Annotated in this window: 20 protein-coding genes; 4 read left to right on the top strand and 16 right to left on the bottom strand. The window is 46.4% G+C overall.

What is annotated here, in order from left to right:
* Positions 1–12: 12 nt before the first annotated feature.
* Positions 13–765 (top strand): molybdopterin-synthase adenylyltransferase MoeB, encoded by a 753-nt coding sequence (locus ICN30_RS02110; RefSeq protein WP_216229732.1) that lies wholly within the window; start codon positions 13–15, stop codon positions 763–765.
* A gap of 4 nt (positions 766–769) precedes the next feature.
* Here ICN30_RS02110 and ptsP read toward each other — a convergent pair whose 3' ends face one another.
* The 8 genes from ptsP to ICN30_RS02070 form a co-directional block, all read right to left on the bottom strand.
* Positions 770–2,521, bottom strand: coding sequence for a phosphoenolpyruvate--protein phosphotransferase (ptsP, locus tag ICN30_RS02105; protein WP_216229731.1), 1,752 nt, complete (start codon positions 2,519–2,521; stop codon positions 770–772).
* A gap of 2 nt (positions 2,522–2,523) precedes the next feature.
* Positions 2,524–2,793, bottom strand: a complete 270-nt coding sequence (locus ICN30_RS02100) for an HPr family phosphocarrier protein (protein WP_015422104.1) — start codon at positions 2,791–2,793, stop codon at positions 2,524–2,526.
* 8 nt (positions 2,794–2,801) lie between these two features.
* Positions 2,802–3,236 carry a PTS sugar transporter subunit IIA gene (locus tag ICN30_RS02095; protein ID WP_216229730.1) on the bottom strand — a complete coding sequence of 145 codons (435 nt, stop codon included), beginning with the start codon at positions 3,234–3,236 and terminating at the stop codon, positions 2,802–2,804.
* A gap of 2 nt (positions 3,237–3,238) precedes the next feature.
* The gene (gene gshB, locus ICN30_RS02090) at positions 3,239–4,180 is read right to left on the bottom strand and encodes a glutathione synthase (RefSeq protein ID WP_216229729.1); all 942 of its coding nucleotides are present in this window, start codon (positions 4,178–4,180) and stop codon (positions 3,239–3,241) included.
* Between the two features lie 25 nt (positions 4,181–4,205).
* A complete protein-coding gene (gene gshA, locus ICN30_RS02085) occupies positions 4,206–5,504 on the bottom strand; it encodes a glutamate--cysteine ligase (protein ID WP_216272860.1) in 1,299 nt (432 codons plus the stop codon).
* Positions 5,505–5,609: 105 nt separating this feature from the next.
* Positions 5,610–7,073, bottom strand: a complete 1,464-nt coding sequence (locus ICN30_RS02080; protein WP_216229727.1) for an ammonium transporter — start codon at positions 7,071–7,073, stop codon at positions 5,610–5,612.
* A gap of 13 nt (positions 7,074–7,086) precedes the next feature.
* The gene (locus ICN30_RS02075) at positions 7,087–7,425 is read right to left on the bottom strand and encodes a P-II family nitrogen regulator (RefSeq protein WP_011903792.1); all 339 of its coding nucleotides are present in this window, start codon (positions 7,423–7,425) and stop codon (positions 7,087–7,089) included.
* Between the two features lie 25 nt (positions 7,426–7,450).
* Positions 7,451–8,275 carry a TorF family putative porin gene (locus tag ICN30_RS02070; RefSeq protein ID WP_216229726.1) on the bottom strand — a complete coding sequence of 275 codons (825 nt, stop codon included), beginning with the start codon at positions 8,273–8,275 and terminating at the stop codon, positions 7,451–7,453.
* A 261-nt stretch (positions 8,276–8,536) separates the two neighbouring features.
* On the opposite strand from ICN30_RS02070, the gene ICN30_RS02065 reads away from it, so the two are divergent.
* On the top strand, positions 8,537–8,791 hold the full coding sequence (locus ICN30_RS02065) for an accessory factor UbiK family protein (protein ID WP_015422110.1): 255 nt from the start codon (positions 8,537–8,539) through the stop codon (positions 8,789–8,791).
* 25 nt (positions 8,792–8,816) lie between these two features.
* Here the strand turns inward: ICN30_RS02065 and ICN30_RS02060 are convergent, their stop codons facing one another.
* From ICN30_RS02060 to ICN30_RS02030, 7 genes are read right to left on the bottom strand one after another with little or no spacing between them, the layout of a single operon-like run.
* Entirely contained in the window at positions 8,817–9,404 is a 588-nt protein-coding gene (locus tag ICN30_RS02060; protein ID WP_255533055.1) for a hypothetical protein, read from the bottom strand.
* Entirely contained in the window at positions 9,397–10,413 is a 1,017-nt protein-coding gene (gene lipA / locus ICN30_RS02055) for a lipoyl synthase (RefSeq protein WP_216229725.1), read from the bottom strand. Before lipA ends, ICN30_RS02060 begins: the two co-directional genes overlap by 8 nt.
* On the bottom strand, positions 10,410–11,054 hold the full coding sequence (gene lipB, locus ICN30_RS02050) for a lipoyl(octanoyl) transferase LipB (RefSeq protein ID WP_216229724.1): 645 nt from the start codon (positions 11,052–11,054) through the stop codon (positions 10,410–10,412). Before lipB ends, lipA begins: the two co-directional genes overlap by 4 nt.
* 9 nt (positions 11,055–11,063) lie before the next feature.
* Positions 11,064–11,333: a YbeD family protein gene (locus ICN30_RS02045; RefSeq protein WP_114654086.1), complete on the bottom strand. Its 270-nt coding sequence runs from the start codon at positions 11,331–11,333 to the stop codon at positions 11,064–11,066.
* Positions 11,334–11,358: 25 nt separating this feature from the next.
* Entirely contained in the window at positions 11,359–12,075 is a 717-nt protein-coding gene (locus ICN30_RS02040) for an alpha/beta hydrolase (RefSeq protein ID WP_216229723.1), read from the bottom strand.
* A 23-nt stretch (positions 12,076–12,098) separates the two neighbouring features.
* Positions 12,099–12,407: a ferredoxin gene (locus tag ICN30_RS02035; RefSeq protein ID WP_216229722.1), complete on the bottom strand. Its 309-nt coding sequence runs from the start codon at positions 12,405–12,407 to the stop codon at positions 12,099–12,101.
* 12 nt (positions 12,408–12,419) lie between these two features.
* Positions 12,420–13,514, bottom strand: a complete 1,095-nt coding sequence (locus tag ICN30_RS02030; RefSeq protein ID WP_216229721.1) for a VanZ family protein — start codon at positions 13,512–13,514, stop codon at positions 12,420–12,422.
* A gap of 46 nt (positions 13,515–13,560) precedes the next feature.
* On the opposite strand from ICN30_RS02030, the gene ICN30_RS02025 reads away from it, so the two are divergent.
* Together ICN30_RS02025 and ICN30_RS02020 are read left to right on the top strand one after the other, a co-directional pair.
* Positions 13,561–14,361 (top strand): biotin--[acetyl-CoA-carboxylase] ligase, encoded by an 801-nt coding sequence (locus tag ICN30_RS02025; protein ID WP_216272858.1) that lies wholly within the window; start codon positions 13,561–13,563, stop codon positions 14,359–14,361.
* Positions 14,358–15,179 (top strand): type III pantothenate kinase, encoded by an 822-nt coding sequence (locus ICN30_RS02020; protein ID WP_216229719.1) that lies wholly within the window; start codon positions 14,358–14,360, stop codon positions 15,177–15,179. Before ICN30_RS02025 ends, ICN30_RS02020 begins: the two co-directional genes overlap by 4 nt.
* Here ICN30_RS02020 and rfaE2 read toward each other — a convergent pair.
* Complete coding sequence (gene rfaE2 / locus ICN30_RS02015) at positions 15,176–15,667, bottom strand: D-glycero-beta-D-manno-heptose 1-phosphate adenylyltransferase (protein WP_216229718.1); 492 nt, start codon at positions 15,665–15,667, stop codon at positions 15,176–15,178. The two genes, ICN30_RS02020 and rfaE2, sit on opposite strands and share 4 nt — an antisense overlap.
* Positions 15,668–15,709: the final 42 nt, after the last annotated feature.

The raw sequence follows: 15,709 nt of genomic DNA, 5'->3' as shown, positions 1-15,709 counted from the left end.
CTAGGCATGCATATGAATGATGAGCAGCTACTTCGCTACTCGCGGCATTTACTGCTAGAAGAAATTGATGTTGCTGGCCAAGAAAAGCTTCTTGGCTCGCACGTCCTGATCATTGGTGCAGGTGGACTTGGAAGCGCTGCTGCACCCTATTTAGCCGCAGCCGGTGTCGGAAAAATAACGCTAGTTGATCATGACAAAGTCGAGCTCACTAATTTGCAACGACAAATCATGCATAGTCAAAACTCCATCGGCAAAAGTAAGGTGGAGTCAGGAAAACAGTTTTTGCACAGCATTAATCCCACCCTCACGATTAACGCAATCGCAGAGAAGGCGACCAAGAATTTATTGAGCAATCTTTTGCCATCAGTAAACCTCGTCCTAGATTGCACTGATAACTTTGCTACCCGCCACTTCATTAATGCAGCCTGCTTTAATCACAAGGTGCCACTCATCTCTGGATCTGCCCTCAAATTTGATGGTCAATTGAGCGTCTTTGATTTTCGGAGTGCAACGTCACCCTGCTACGCCTGCCTTTTTTCTCCGGAAGAACAGTTCGAGGAAGTTAGCTGTGCCAGCATGGGTATCTTCTCGCCCTTGGTTGGCATTATTGGCGCGATGCAAGCAGCCCAAGCCCTTCAGGTATTGATTGGCTTTGGTCAGCCTTTAGTAGGAAGAATGTTGCTTTGGAATGCGCTCAATACTCAAATTGATGAGATTCGCATTTCTCGAAATCCCGCATGCAAAGTTTGCGGCTCCCAACATTAGGGAATTAAGAAAGCAATCGCTCCAATGCCTTGGCCTGCTCTTCGGGCTCGTAAGCACGCAGAACCCTAGGAACACGGGCTTTTAATAGGCCCACATTTGCCTTTAGGATCTCACGCTTAACTAACAACAGCTGACTGAAGTGCATTGAGAAATCCGTTAGCCCGAGTGCGAGCAATAGCTTTGTTAACGCAGGATCGCCCGCCATCTCTCCGCAAACAGCAACTGGCACATCCGCGCGTTTAGCTTGGTCAATAATGCTTGCCAGTAAATTCAAAATAGCAGGATGCAAAGGATCGTACAGGTGCGCTACCGCATGATCTGCGCGGTCAATTGCCAAGGTGTACTGAATTAAGTCATTCGTACCAATCGAAAGAAAATCAAATCGATTAATAAACAAGGGTAGCATCAATGCAGCCGCTGGAATTTCAATCATGGCACCAACTTGAATATTCGGATTGAATGCTTTGCCACGCTGATGCAATTGCTGCTTTGCTTTTTCAATTAATCTAAATGTTTCGTCGATTTCTTTAGCATGGGCCAACATCGGAATCATGATGCGCGCCTGACCATGGGCCGATGCACGTAAGATGGCCCTAAGTTGCGTTAGAAAGATTTCAGGCTCGGTCAAAGACCAGCGAATCGCTCGCAATCCCAGTGGTGATGCACCAGTTTGAGAAACATCGCCTCCACCACCCAATGCCTTATCGGCACCAACGTCAATAGTTCTAATATTGACAGGCAGACCATGCATTAAATCAACTACACGGCGATATTCTTGATACTGCTGCTCTTCATCGGGCAAGGCTTGCTTGCGATCCATAAATAAAAATTCGGAGCGGAATAAGCCAACGCCTACAGCACCCAACTTCACTGCCTGAATAGCATCCTCAGGCAACTCAATATTGGCAAATAACTCAATCTCAACGCGGTCAGCCGTCTCTGTCTTGGCATGCTTTAACTGTTTTAATTTGCGGGCCTCTTTTAAGGCTTGGGCTTGTAGCTTTCGATACTCAGCAAGGAGTTGTTCATCGGGCGCAACTACGACAACCCCATGCTCGCCATCCAATATCAGCCAATCACCATGGCGAATCATTTCGCTGGCATGGCGCACACCGACTACTGCGGGGATTTCCATGCTTCGCGCAACAATGGCGGTATGGGAGGTCTTACCGCCAAGATCCGTTACAAACCCCGTAAAGGCATGCTCTTTGAAGCGCAGCATGTCATGGGGAGCAATATCGTGGGCAACAATAATCGACTCTATGCCGATATCGCTTGCAGGCAAAAAATCGGCATCGTGTAAAGGATCTTTTTTCTGAGCATTCAAAGCCTTAATTACGCGCTCAGCTACCTGCCGAATATCGTTGGCACGCTCTTTTAAATACGCATCCTCAATATCAGCAAATTGCTCTAAAAGATCATTCAGCTCGGTTGTTAAAGCCCAAGCAGCATTTAATCTTTGAGTGCGAATTAATTTAATTGGCTTCTCAGCTAAAGCCGGGTCTGCCAGAATCATGCCGTGCACATCCAAGAACGCAGCCATTTCTTGTGGTGCATCTTTAGGCAACCCTTGGCGCAATTGCGCCAACTCCAGACGCACCTGCTCAAAAGCATCTAATAACTTTTGGGCTTCAGCCTCTTCTTTACCAGCTTCAATTAAGTGATGACTAACCTCTAATGCTGCGCGTGATATCAGTACGGCTTTGCCGATAGCAATGCCTTTAGATACTGCTATTCCGTGCAAAGCAAAAGTCATCCTTATTCGCCCTCGCCAAATCGATCGTTAATCAATGCCGTTAAGGCCTGCATTGCCTCATCTTCTTTTTCACCAACAGTCTCTAAAGTGACTGTACTGCCAATGCCAGCAGCTAGCATCATGACGCCCATAATGCTTTTGGCATTAATTTGACGGCCATTACGGGACAGGAAGATTTCGCAAGGAAACTCTGCAGCAAGTTGAGATAACTTCGCAGATGCGCGAGCATGCAAGCCCAACTTATTAATGATTTCAATTTCAGCAACAGGCATAGTGGGCCCTATCTCTCCGTAGTGGCTTGTGGGGCTTTAGAACCCAATCGTAGGATGCCATTTTGGCCACCCTGAAGCGCTTTCTGAGCCAGCTCCTCTAGGCCCTCTCCGCGATGAGAAATGCAACGCATCAACATCGGTAAATTAAGTCCCGCCAACACAATCACTGGCGCATTCAGGCCAGATAATGGCCCTAGAGCTTCAAGCTTAGATGCCACATTGGCTGGAGTAGCGCCCATCACATCAGTGAGGATTAAAACGCCCTGACCAGTATTGACGCCGTATGCCGCCCTTAACACTCGATCGAAGCTAGCCTTTGTGTCTTCATAGGGCGGAATATCGACAGCCCTAACCCTCTCGGGCACTACACCAAATGCATGCTCAGCAAAACCGAGCATCGCGCTTGCCACTGGGGTGTGGGCAACTATTACGATTCCAACCATGTTTATGCCAATGCCTTTTCAAGCGCTGTTAACCAAAATTTCGGGACATCAAATCCGCTTTGCTCAGTAATTTCTACAAAACATGTTGGGCTGGTCACATTAATTTCTGTGACATAAGCACCAATTAAATCTAATCCTACCAAGAACAAGCCCCGGGCATTCAAAATTGGGGCAAGGCGCTCTGCAACCTTAAGCTCGGCATCCGTCAGTGGCATAGCCACTCCTTTGCCACCAGCAGCTAAGTTACCTCGGATTTCGCTACCCTGTGGAATGCGAGCCAATGCGAATGGCACTACCTCGCCACCAATCAGCAAGACCCGTTTATCGCCTTGAGCTATTTCAGGCAAGAATCTTTGCACCATCAAAGTACGTGCGCCGTTCTCGCCAAGCGTCTCCACAATACTGGCAAGGTTCAAGCCATCCAGCCCGACACGAAACACGCCCATACCACCCATGCCATCTAAAGGCTTAATCACAATATCCTGATGCTCTTGATGAAATACCTCGATTGCACTAAGTTCGCGCGTAATCAAAGTTGGCGGAATAAGCTCTGGAAATTCAGTAATAGATATTTTTTCAGAATGGTCCCGAATAGCCATCGGGTTATTAAATACTTTTGCACCCTGACGAACTGCAGCAGATAACAACCAAGTGGTATTGAGATACTCAATATCAAACGGTGGATCAGTACGCATCATGACTGCGTTAAAAGTATTTAATGGGCGATCTTCAACGGGGCCCAATTCAAACCATGCAGTACCGCTTGGCTTAATGTCGAGAGACTGACAATCCGCTACTACAAAGTCATCCCTCCAAAGGATATTGCGACTTTGACAAAACCACAATTGATGCCCTGCCTCTTGTGCAACTCGCATCATTGCCAAGGTGGAATCTTTACTAATCTTGAAAGACTCCAAAGGGTCAGCAATGAAAAGGAGATTCATCTTATGTCCGAGCATTCAAATAAAGTTAAGCAGCTTCAGCATTAGGATCGGAACGCTCCAGTTCTAAAGAAGCGGCCAATAAAGCTAGGCGAGCGACAACGCCATAGAGATAAAAGCGATTGGGCGGTGCGCTACCAGGCTTAGCAGCCAGATCTGGCATGGAGTTTTGCTCGAATGCCAAAGGTACAAAATGCATGCCAGGCGCGTTCAAATTCTCATCGGGGCCACGGTCAGTATGTACGCGATAGAAGCCGCCGATTACATAACGGTCAATCATGTACACCACTGGTTCAGCGACAGCTTCATTCACTTTCTCGAAGGTGTAAACACCTTCCTGAATCAATACATCACTTACCTCAAGACCTTCTTTGACAACACTCATCTTATTGCGGTCTTTACGATTCAAGCCTTTGAGCTGGGCAGGATCATTCACTACCATTACGCCCATACCGTATGTTCCAGCATCAGCTTTAACAACAACGTATGGTTTTTCTTTGATGCCGTACTCACGGTATTTCTTGGCAGTTTTCTTGAGAACTTTCTCTACAGCTGCTTGCAATTCTTCCTCTCCCTTGCGCTCATGAAAGTTCACATTAGAGCAACTAGCAAAGTAAGGATTAATCATCCAAGGATCAATGTCCACCACCTTTGCAAATTTCTTTGCAACTTCGTCATAGGCAGCAAAGTGATTTGATTTGCGGCGCACATGCCATCCTGCGTGCAGGCCCGGCAAGAGATACTGCTCATGCAGATTTTCTAAGATTGGAGGAATGCCTGCTGATAAATCATTGTTCAACAAAATTGAGCATGGATCAAAATCTTTTAAGCCAAGACGTTGCTGCTTGAGGCCCAGACGAGATAAAGGCTCCATCAAGAGGCGATTGCCATCTGGCAAATCAATCCACGTTGGCTTTTTAATTTCATCCGACAAAGTACCGAGGCGCACATTAAGGCCTGCTTGACGCAAAATCGAGGATAAGCGCGCAATATTCTGCAAGTAAAAAGTATTGCGAGTGTGTCGCTCAGGTATCAACAGTAAATTTTTTGCTTCAGGACAAATTTTCTCAATTGCAGCCATTGCAGACTGCACTGCCAAAGGCAACATCTGTGGTGAGAGATTATTAAATCCACCCGGAAAGAGATTAGTGTCGACTGGAGCTAGCTTAAAGCCAGCATTACGCAGATCAACTGAGCAGTAGAACGGCGGAGTGTGCTCCTGCCATTCAAGCCTGAACCAGCGCTCAATAGTTGGGGTTGCTTCTAATACCTTCGACTCGAGATCGAGAAGAGGGCCGCTAAGGGCAGTGATGAGATGTGGAACCATTTCACCATTGTAAGATTTTTAAAAGAAAGACGCGGAATCCGAGGATCCCGCGCTTAAAAACCGGGCAGCTAACAAAAGCCGCCCAGTGAGGGGTAAAAACGCTAATTAAGACTCGTAAGCAGACTCACCGTGGGAAGTGATGTCCAAACCTTCGCGCTCTGCATCTTCTTTAACGCGCAGGCCAATCACCATATCAACCAATTTGTAGGCAATATAAGAAACTACGCCAGACCAAATTAGGGTAACGATGACGCCTTGGCTCTGAATCCATAATTGGCTAGCGATAGAATAATCAGGAGCTGCAGCATTCGCTACATAGTCCCAAATACCTGTTCCGCCTAAGGCTGGATCTGCGAACACGCCAGTCAACAAAGCACCCAAGATACCGCCAACGCCATGCACGCCGAATACATCCAAGCTGTCGTCTGAACCCAAAATCTTCTTGAGACCAGAAACACCCCACAAGCAAACTACACCAGCAGCAGCGCCGATAACTAGCGCGCCCATCGGGCCTACAAAACCAGCGGCAGGAGTAACGGCAACCAAACCAGCTACGCAACCAGATGCACCGCCCAACATGGAAGGCTTACCTTTGTGAACCCACTCAGCAACTGACCAGCTCAATACTGCTGCAGCTGTTGCCAACAATGTGTTTACGAATGCCAAGGCTGCACTACCGTTTGCCTCTAAAGCAGAACCGGCATTGAAACCAAACCAACCGAACCACAATAGTGAAGCGCCGATCATTACAAACACTAGGTTATGCGGCTTCATTGCTTCTTTACCGTAACCTAAACGTTTGCCGATCACGAATGAACCTACCAAGCCAGCGATAGCAGCGTTGATATGAACAACGGTACCACCAGCAAAGTCGAGAACACCCTTCTGCCACAACCAACCAGCACGCGCTGTGATTGCTTCAAGTGATGCTGCATCTTTGATGTCATCAGGACCAGGCCAGAACCAAACCATGTGAGCGATTGGCAAGTAGCTAAATGTGAACCAAAGGATTACAAATACAACGATTGCAGAAAACTTAGCGCGCTCAGCAAATGAACCAATGATCAAGCAGCAAGTAATAGTTGCAAACGCAGCTTGGAAGGCCATAAATACATACTCAGGAATCACAATGCCTTTACTAAATGTAGCGGCAACTGAGTCAGGAGTAATGCCTTGCAAGAACAAGCGATCGAGTCCACCAATGAATGCACCACCTTCAGTAAATGCAAAGCTGTATCCATAGAGGGACCACAACACTGTGATCAACGCGAACACAAACATACACTGTACGAGTACAGAAAGAATGTTCTTGCTACGTGTTAAACCACCGTAGAACAAAGCCAAACCAGGTAATGTCATCAAGATTACTAGTGCGGTACACACTAGCAACCAGGCTGTATCACCCTTATTTGGGACCAATGCCGGAGCAGCAGCAACCGCAGCAGCAGCGGCAGCGGCAACTGGCTTAGCCTCTTCAGCAAAAGCTGATGAAGTCGCCATAACGCCAGTAGCACCAATAGCCAAAGCTACCGCACCGCTAGCAAGGAGTTTTTTCATCCAAGTTAACATTTTGAACCTCTCTTTAAAGTGCTGACGCGCCGGTTTCACCGGTACGAATGCGAATGACGTGTTCAACTGGGGAGACAAAAATCTTGCCATCACCAATTTTTCCAGTACGAGCAGATTTTTCAATTGCTTCAATCGCTCGCTCCAAGATGCCATCTTCAACAGCAGCTTCAATTTTTACTTTAGGCAAAAAGTCGACAACATACTCAGCACCGCGATACAACTCGGTGTGACCTTTTTGACGGCCAAAGCCTTTAACTTCAGTGACGGTAATACCCGAAACTCCCACTTCTGAGAGAGCTTCGCGCACTTCGTCAAGCTTGAAGGGCTTGATGATTGCGGTAATTAATTTCATAGGTTTCTCCGTTCAGAGGAAAGAATTAAAAAGTTTTTGTGAGAGACACTAAACCTGTTTGACCGCCAAGATTTCTTCCTGTTGGTGAATAGTAAGCGTATGAACCTCCACTACCCTGCTTGACATTGGTACCAACATAAGCTGCTGATGCGGATAAGCCACCACCAAAGTCTTTTGTAAGGCCCAGCTTCCAGTCGGTATAACTCACAGTAGCCTGCTCAGCCGTGTAGTACTGGCCTGCAATTCTTTGCATACCCACGTGTGCATTTAATGAAATGCCATAGAAACCAGTATCGTAGTTCCCCGTTAAATCAAGGTAGCTTGATCCCGTACTGTTAGCAAATCCGAAAGTATTGCTGAGGGCATATGAAAATTTCAAGAAGCCCGTAACCGGTCCGAATGTTGCATTTTGTGCAGCATAAATTTCCGTTGTATTTGGATTTGTAAATCCAGCGATGATTCCACTGGTTGGATAGTAGTACTGTAAAAGACCAATATCAGAAGCAAAGCCTTCTGCTATTAAATCCTTTTTAAAGCCGCCATAAAAATCCATCTCTATAGGGGCGCTAGTGGCGGCACCACCATCTGACACCCAACTTATTGATGAGTTCCAGTTACCAATGTAGAGGCCACTTTCATGGGCATAGTCAAATCCACCTTGAATCGCAGGCTTGAAATTTGATTGCGAAATACCGCGGTAGATATAGTTATTTGTTACTGTCACGTTAGCTGTAATTGGACTCACCTCAGGAGCCTCTGGAGCAGCTGCGGGTGCTGTTTGCGCAAATGCCGCTGTTGCAAATAAGCCAGATGCCGCTAGAGCGATGGCTGTCTTTTGAATAGTTTTCATATAAAACTCCTTGGTGGTCATGAAAAAAAGGGATAAATGCTTTATTGCATGGAGTGATCATGAATCTCGGGAGTCATCTCAATTTGGGGCGATTCCCCTAAATAAGGCTTATGCCCAATTTTGGTGCTTATATTTGCACCATTTGCGTTCATTTTGGTGCAATTGCAGCATTTTTGGCTGGTTTTGCCTGTTTTTGGCTCTACAACTTAAAATACGATCTGTATCTTTTAAGCAACTTTCAATAGAACGGCGGGCCGCATTATGCAAAAACCAGGCGAAATCCTAGAACAAATCCAACGCATTGCTAGCGATATGCAAAACAAGGTTGGAGATGCTATTCGTAATTCACCTGCGCAAGAGATTGAAAAGAATGTCCGCGCGATGATGAATCAGGGTTTTCAGAAAATGGATCTGGTTACTCGCGAAGAATTTGATCTGCAATCTAAGGTGCTTGCTAAGACCAGAGAAAAACTAGAAGCCCTCGAAGCTAAAGTAGCGGCTTTAGAAAAGTCTTAATCAGAATTTTAGTTTCGTCCGGAAACTATTCTGGATGAAACTCATCAAAGAAATTAGAGTAGGCCTCTTCAGAAAAAAATTGTTTTGCAGCTACTCGCGCTGGCGCAGTATGTAAAACCGAAATTTGATAAATCCAAGCTCCATTGTCTGGCACAATCCTGGTGATCCAACGCACACGCATTGACTGCTCTATCGCACCAGTGGATTTGAATTCTAAAAAATAATCTTTAGTAGGCAAGCGTTGACGATTAGCCGCTTGATAAGAAGCATCTTCAGTAACCGCATTTTCAAAATTAGCATTTGCACGATTTAATAGGTTGCCTTGTAATTGCTCTAATAACTTAGGCGCTAGCGCGACTTGATCTTTACCCAAGTGAATTGTGCTCACCGAATAAATATCATCCTCAATTTTTACTGCCTCTAAGGTTTGTGGAATTTCTTGGTTTTGATATGGGAGTTTTCGCTCAATCTTTTCGGGCTTGCCTGGGAACAAAGCGCTATAGTCTTCTTGTGGAGACTGCACAGTCCGCCAGTCTAATTTAGGACTACAAGCAGATAGTAGAAATCCAAACGCTAGAGCTACACCAAACTTTTTAAGAATACGTTTAGACAATGCCAGCCCCATGCGCTTGTTGGTCAGCATGGTAACTAGAGCGAACCATCGCGCCCACGGCAGCATGTGAGAAGCCCATAGCATAAGCCTCTTCCTCAAAATGCTTAAAGACATCAGGATGCACATAACGACGAACTGGCAGGTGATGTCCTGAAGGAGCTAGATACTGACCAATAGTCAGCATATCAATATTGTGCTCACGCATATCGCGCATGACTTCTAAAATTTCTTCATCAGTTTCTCCCAAGCCAACCATTAAACCGCTCTTAGTTGGGATATGCGGGAAGCGCTCTTTGAAATCTTTCAGCAACTTTAAAGAATGTGCGTAGTCAGCACCGGGACGCGCCTCTTTGTATAAGCGTGGAACTGTTTCTAAATTGTGATTCATCACGTCAGGCAAACCTTGCGGGGCATGCTCTGAAAAAATATCCAAAGCTTTATCTAAGCGACCCCGAAAATCTGGAACCAAGACTTCAATCCGAGTGCTTGGGGAGAGGTCTCGTGACTGAGATATGCAATCCACATAATGCATAGCGCCGCCATCACGCAAATCATCGCGGTCTACGCTAGTAATCACAACATAATTTAATTTGAGAGCAGCGATCGTACGCGCTAAATTACCAGGCTCTTTGGTATCTAGCGGATCTGGTCTACCGTGACCCACATCACAAAATGGACAACGACGGGTACATTTGTCACCCATGATCATGAAGGTAGCAGTGCCCTTGCCGAAACATTCACCAATATTGGGACAACTTGCCTCTTCGCAAACTGTGACCAACTCATTCTCACGAAGAATCTTTTTAATCTCAGAGAAACGAGAATTTCCAGAGGCAGCTTTAACTCGAATCCAATCTGGTTTTTTGAGCACTTGCTCCAATGGAACAATCTTGATCGGAATACGCGCAGTTTTTTCACTCGACTTCTGCTTACGGGAAGCATCGTAATTAAGGTCCTGGCGACTATTGCCAGTGGCGGTGATATCGAGATCCGGCTTATTGGTGGTCATGATGAACTTAGTTGCTTTTGCAAATGCCCTAAAAGGGTTTGGCTAATAATGTCTATATTGTCCTTGATCCCAAGGGTTTGCATATCCACCGTCCTTAAGCCCTCATACCCGCATGGGTGAATACGGGCAAAAGCTGCTAAATCGGTCGATACATTCAAAGCAAGCCCATGATAGGAGCATCCCTTGGAGACTTTGAGGCCCAAAGCAGCAATCTTGGCGCCCCGATACTCCAATGGCATCGCACTCTCCCGAGCAACATAAATACCGGGTGCACCAGCATGTCTTTCTGCCTGAATTCCAAAGTCACCAAGAGTATTAATCAAAGCCTGCTCAATTCGGGATACAAGCTCTTTTACAAAAATCCCCAATCGCCTCAGATCGAGCAGTAGATACACCACAATTTGCCCAGGCCCGTGATAAGTGATCTCGCCACCACGATCGACCTGTACCAACGGGATTTCATCGCTAGGGGAATGCAAATTACTTGCATCTCCCGCTAAACCCAATGTGAATACTGGAGGATGCTCCAGAATCCAGATTTCATCTGGAGTATCGCTATCTCGCTGCTGCGTAAATTCTCGCATCGCTTGATAAGTTGACTCGTAGTCAGCCACCCCTAAATGTTTTACTAAAAAACTCATGCAAATAATTTAGAGAACAACGCTCACCAAAGGATGTGTCGATAGAGTGCGGTACAACTCATCTAACTGCTCACGGCTGGTCGCAGTAATTGGCAAAGTAATACCGAGATAATTTCCATCTTTAGAAGGTCGTTGCTCAACCTTGCTCTCATCAAGAGTAGGGTCAAATTGACGCGCAATATGCAAGATCGCAGGCAAATACTCTGGGTTAGTCTTGCCCATCACCTTAATTGGAAATTCTGATGGATATTCAATAAGGGATTTTCTATCTTCAGTCATGTCTTTTTCTCTTTCTCAATTTTCTTTATTGATTACGATGATCGGGCATTCCCAACCAAGCGCCTGTGATGATGTTGCGAATGCAATGTAAACGTCGATGGAAGAAATGATCCGCTCCTGGCACCACTTGCACTGTTAACTCTTGAGGACGCGCCCAATCTAAAACGTCAATTAGGGGAATGGTTTCATCCACTTCGCCATGAATCAAAATCGTATCAGCAGGAACGGGTGCTAGGACCCACTTGCCAGCTGCGCTACCTACCATGACAAGCCGCTCAGCTGGGCGTCCTAGCTCCGCTAAGCGTTGCACTAAATGCGTTCCGACAAAACTTCCAAATGAAAATCCAGAAACCACCAAAGGTAAGGTATTCGCAGTCTGCACCCATGCCTGTTGCGAGGTAGCCTCAAATTGATTCCAGCTGGAAGGTGTGCGCATCCAATCGGTGACGTGTAGCAAGTCTTCCATCTCGCCAACGCCGTCATCATGCACACCAGCTGTAGCACCCACTCCGCGAAAATTGGGGCGCACACTGACGTAACCCAATTGATTAAAAGCGCGAGCCATCGTTTGCGCAACCTTGTTATCCATTGTTCCACCCATTAGCGGGTGTGGATGTGCAACCAAGGCCAAACCTCTCACTACAAAATCAGGGTTGTTTTTTAATTCATCAGGAAGATCAATCGACATTTCGATTTGACCAACAACACCATCAATATGAATTATTTTTGTACGGCTATTCATGAGGCAAACTTTCTCAAATCTTTTTAAGCTAACTGCAGACGCTCTACTGGGCGTCCTTGTATTAAGTGTGACTGGATTATTTCTTCGATGTCTTCGGTATCCACAAATGTGTACCAAATACCCTCTGGATAAATCACCGCTACAGGGCCATCAGCACAACGGTCTAAACATCCCGCCTTATTAATGCGAATGTTTCCAGGGCCAGACAGTCCCAACTCTTTCACGCGTTTTTTTGCATAGTCAAATAATGCAAAAGCATTATGGCGATCGCAGCAGTCTTCGCCATTACTGCGCTGGTTTAGACAGAAAAAAACATGGTACTTAAAACTCATAAAAAATCTCAATCAAGGTTTTAAATTAAAGGTGGCTCTATTTCGGAGCGCCCAAAGCAAAGCTAATGGCAACCATACTACGGAAACCCATTGCATTAATTCATTAAAGTGTAATAGTCGGCCTTGGTACCAGTGTCGTAATGTCAAAATGAAATAAGGGTTGTCCGGCAAGAGATTAATTGCCAGGGTGGCGCTGACCAAACAAGCGATTGCAAGCCAAGCTTTACTGGATACAGGCAATTGAAGTGCCCATCTCAGCAACAGGGTTCCCAATACCATCCCCCAAATAGCGCCTGCGGTAAGCCATGAAAAACTGAATTCTGCCCCGAATTGCAATGCGGTAAAGGTAATTTTGACCAAAACGGTGAAGCAAAGCAGGCTATTCAAGATTTTCCACTGGGGCGCTTTTGCGCGCATACCTAGAGATAGTAGGAGTCCGGTTCCTAACCAGCAAACCGCCGTAATGATGGATTCTTGGACGAAATGATTCACCACCATCGTTCCCCAGTCGACTGAGGCAAAAATCGCATGACCCCACACCCCAGTCCCCAACCACGAACTCTGGGGATAGATCTGAGCCCAAGGAAAAAGTAAAAATAAGGCGCAAGCTGCCCAGTTCAAACCAAACCACTGGTCAAAACGACGGCGTACTGCGCTACCAGAGAGCCACTGAGGCCCCAAAGGGATCGCCAAGAGGCCGCCCATCAATCCACCCAAAACATTGGCCCACCAATCCATTTGACTGGGAATGCGAGTGGGCAACCAAGTTTGTAATGACTCGACGCTAAAAGCCAATGCCGCGCTAAAGCTCAAGGCGATACCCAGAGCAACGAAATTACGCCATCGTGGATAGCAGGCAAAGACCAATAAAAATCCCAAGGGGATGTAGGCCAAAATATTGACCGAAACGTCAAAGAGTGTAATAAAGCGGGGTAAAGGAGCATCTAACCACGCCCAAGCAGCAATTCCATTGTCAAAGTTGAAATCAAAGGGGTTGAGACTGACATAGACGATTAAAAGCGCATAGCTCAAGCTGATGGCTCTGGCCAAAGGCATTGCTTGGAGTGGCCAAACAAACTTGCGAGGACGCTGATCTTCGTGATGCATTCCATCATTCTAGGTCAGCTAGGCCAGATCTTTCTACAATAGGAAAATGAGTCCGAATTGCATCCTAGAGCGCGTTGCCACCACCAAATCGACTAATGATGATTTATTGGCGCGTTGGCGTTCCGGGGAATTAATTGACCCCGTTGCTCGAATTGCCCACGAGCAGACCTCCGGCAAGGGTAGGGCTGGAAGAGTGTGGCTCTCCAACCCTGAAGACACTCTATGTTTTTCCTTGGCCTACCCATTCCACAAGCGCCCCAATGAACTGAGTGGGCTCAGTCTAGTTATCGGCTTGGCAGCTATTTCCGGAATTGCGAAAGCACTAGGACTTAGCGAAGATGCACTTCATCAACAAGGTCTACGACTGAAGTGGCCCAACGATTTATTGCTGAACAATGCCAAGCTTGGCGGCATCTTGATTGAAGGTGGACAGAGCAATCCAAATTCACCTACTTGGATGGTGATCGGACTAGGCCTGAACTTACGTAATTCAGCACTCATTCAAAAAGGTTTGAAAGATCAATCCTCTCTTAATGTTGCCGCCTTGGATCAACTCATACCGCATCAAACCTCAATTCCCGATACGGAATTTATTTGGCTAAAACTAATTGAGTCATTTGAAAAGCATTTGACTCAATTTGAGCAATATGGATTTGGCTATTTTAAAAATTCCTGGGAACGCTGGGATGCCTTCAATGACCAGTCAGTTTGCATATCAGGCACAGGCACGGATCCCATCATTGGAATTTCTTCCGGAGTTGATGACACTGGCGCGCTCCTCCTAAAACAGCATGACAAATTGATTGCCATTCATGCAGGCGATGTTTCTTTGCGAGTTCAATCATGAGTCTGTATTTAGTATTTGATCTTGGCAACACTCGGCTTAAATGGGCCGCCGTTGAATCCACACAGAATATTGCGGACAGGAATAAAAAACTGTGGGCATACTCTGGATCGATTAGTACTAAGTCTTTCCAATCGCCCGAGCTACGCGCCGAACTATCTGACTACATTTCTAAAACATTGCCAAAGCCAGATGCGATTGCATTTTGCTGTGTAGCAGGTGATGCTGCCATTGAAAATCTACGTAGCCTCTTTCCGCAGTGGCAAGACCTTGAGTGGAAGCAATTTACAGGTAGCAGTGCTTACGATGGTGTGCGCACACTCTATCAAGATCCAAACAAGCTGGGTGCAGATCGATGGGCAGCACTCATTGGTGCAAGAGCACTCTCAAATACGAACACACTGGTGATTAATGCAGGAACAGCCACCACTATTGACTTATTGGGTGGCAACGGCGTTCATTACGGCGGCTGGATCTTGCCGGGCCTTAGCCTGATGCAAGAAAGCCTTCAACAAAATACAGCCCAACTTCCACTTGCGGTTCGCACTAGCAATTCTGAGGCTCAAGCAAGCTTTGGCACAACGACGGATGAAGCTATTACTGGTGGTTGTGATGCGGCGCAAATAGGAGCGATACTGCGCGCGGCTTATTTAGCTAAGGCCATGAATCATCCTGTCGAGCGAATTTGGCTTGATGGTGGCAACGCCAAAATTTTGGCAAATGAAATCAAACGGTTTCCAGAGTTGTCAGCGCTTCCTGTTGAACCGATTGAAGGTTTGGTACTGCGCGGGCTTTGGGCTTGGCTCTTACAAAATCTTTAGCTAGTTCGGATCTTGCCTAACAGGGTTGTCGTAGAGCGCTCATACAGAAATGGAATAGCGACTGCTTTACCGCCCCAAGTCTTCACCAAGCGAGTTTCTTCAAGAGTATCGATTTCATAATCTCCACCCTTAACGTAGATATCCGGATGAATTTTTTCAATCAGATTGACTGGGGTTTGCTCTGTAAACATCACAGCTAAATCCACGCTCTCCAGCGCCGCCAATAAAGCTTGGCGGTCAGCCTCGGTATTAATAGGCCTGTCATCACCCTTCCCCAACATCCTCACTGAGGCATCTGAGTTCACCCCCACCACAAGGCTAGCACCTAAGGCACGTGCTTGAGCCAAGTAACTGGCATGTCCGCGATGCAGAATATCAAAGACTCCATTCGTAAATACCAGGGGCCTTGGGAGCGCCGCAATGCGGGCCTCTAACTCTGCCGGGGGGCAGACTTTAGACTCAAAAGAAGGTAAAGGTAAAGAGCTCATAGCGTCATATTAATGGCATTGCGCTAGGCTCAACGATATTTG

It is taken from the genome of Polynucleobacter sp. 31A-FELB (genome assembly GCF_018882405.1).
Taxonomy (GTDB): Bacteria; Pseudomonadota; Gammaproteobacteria; order Burkholderiales; family Burkholderiaceae; genus Polynucleobacter.
The sequence above is the reverse complement of the archived record's forward strand: the minus strand, read 5'-3'. Positions and strand labels throughout refer to the sequence as shown.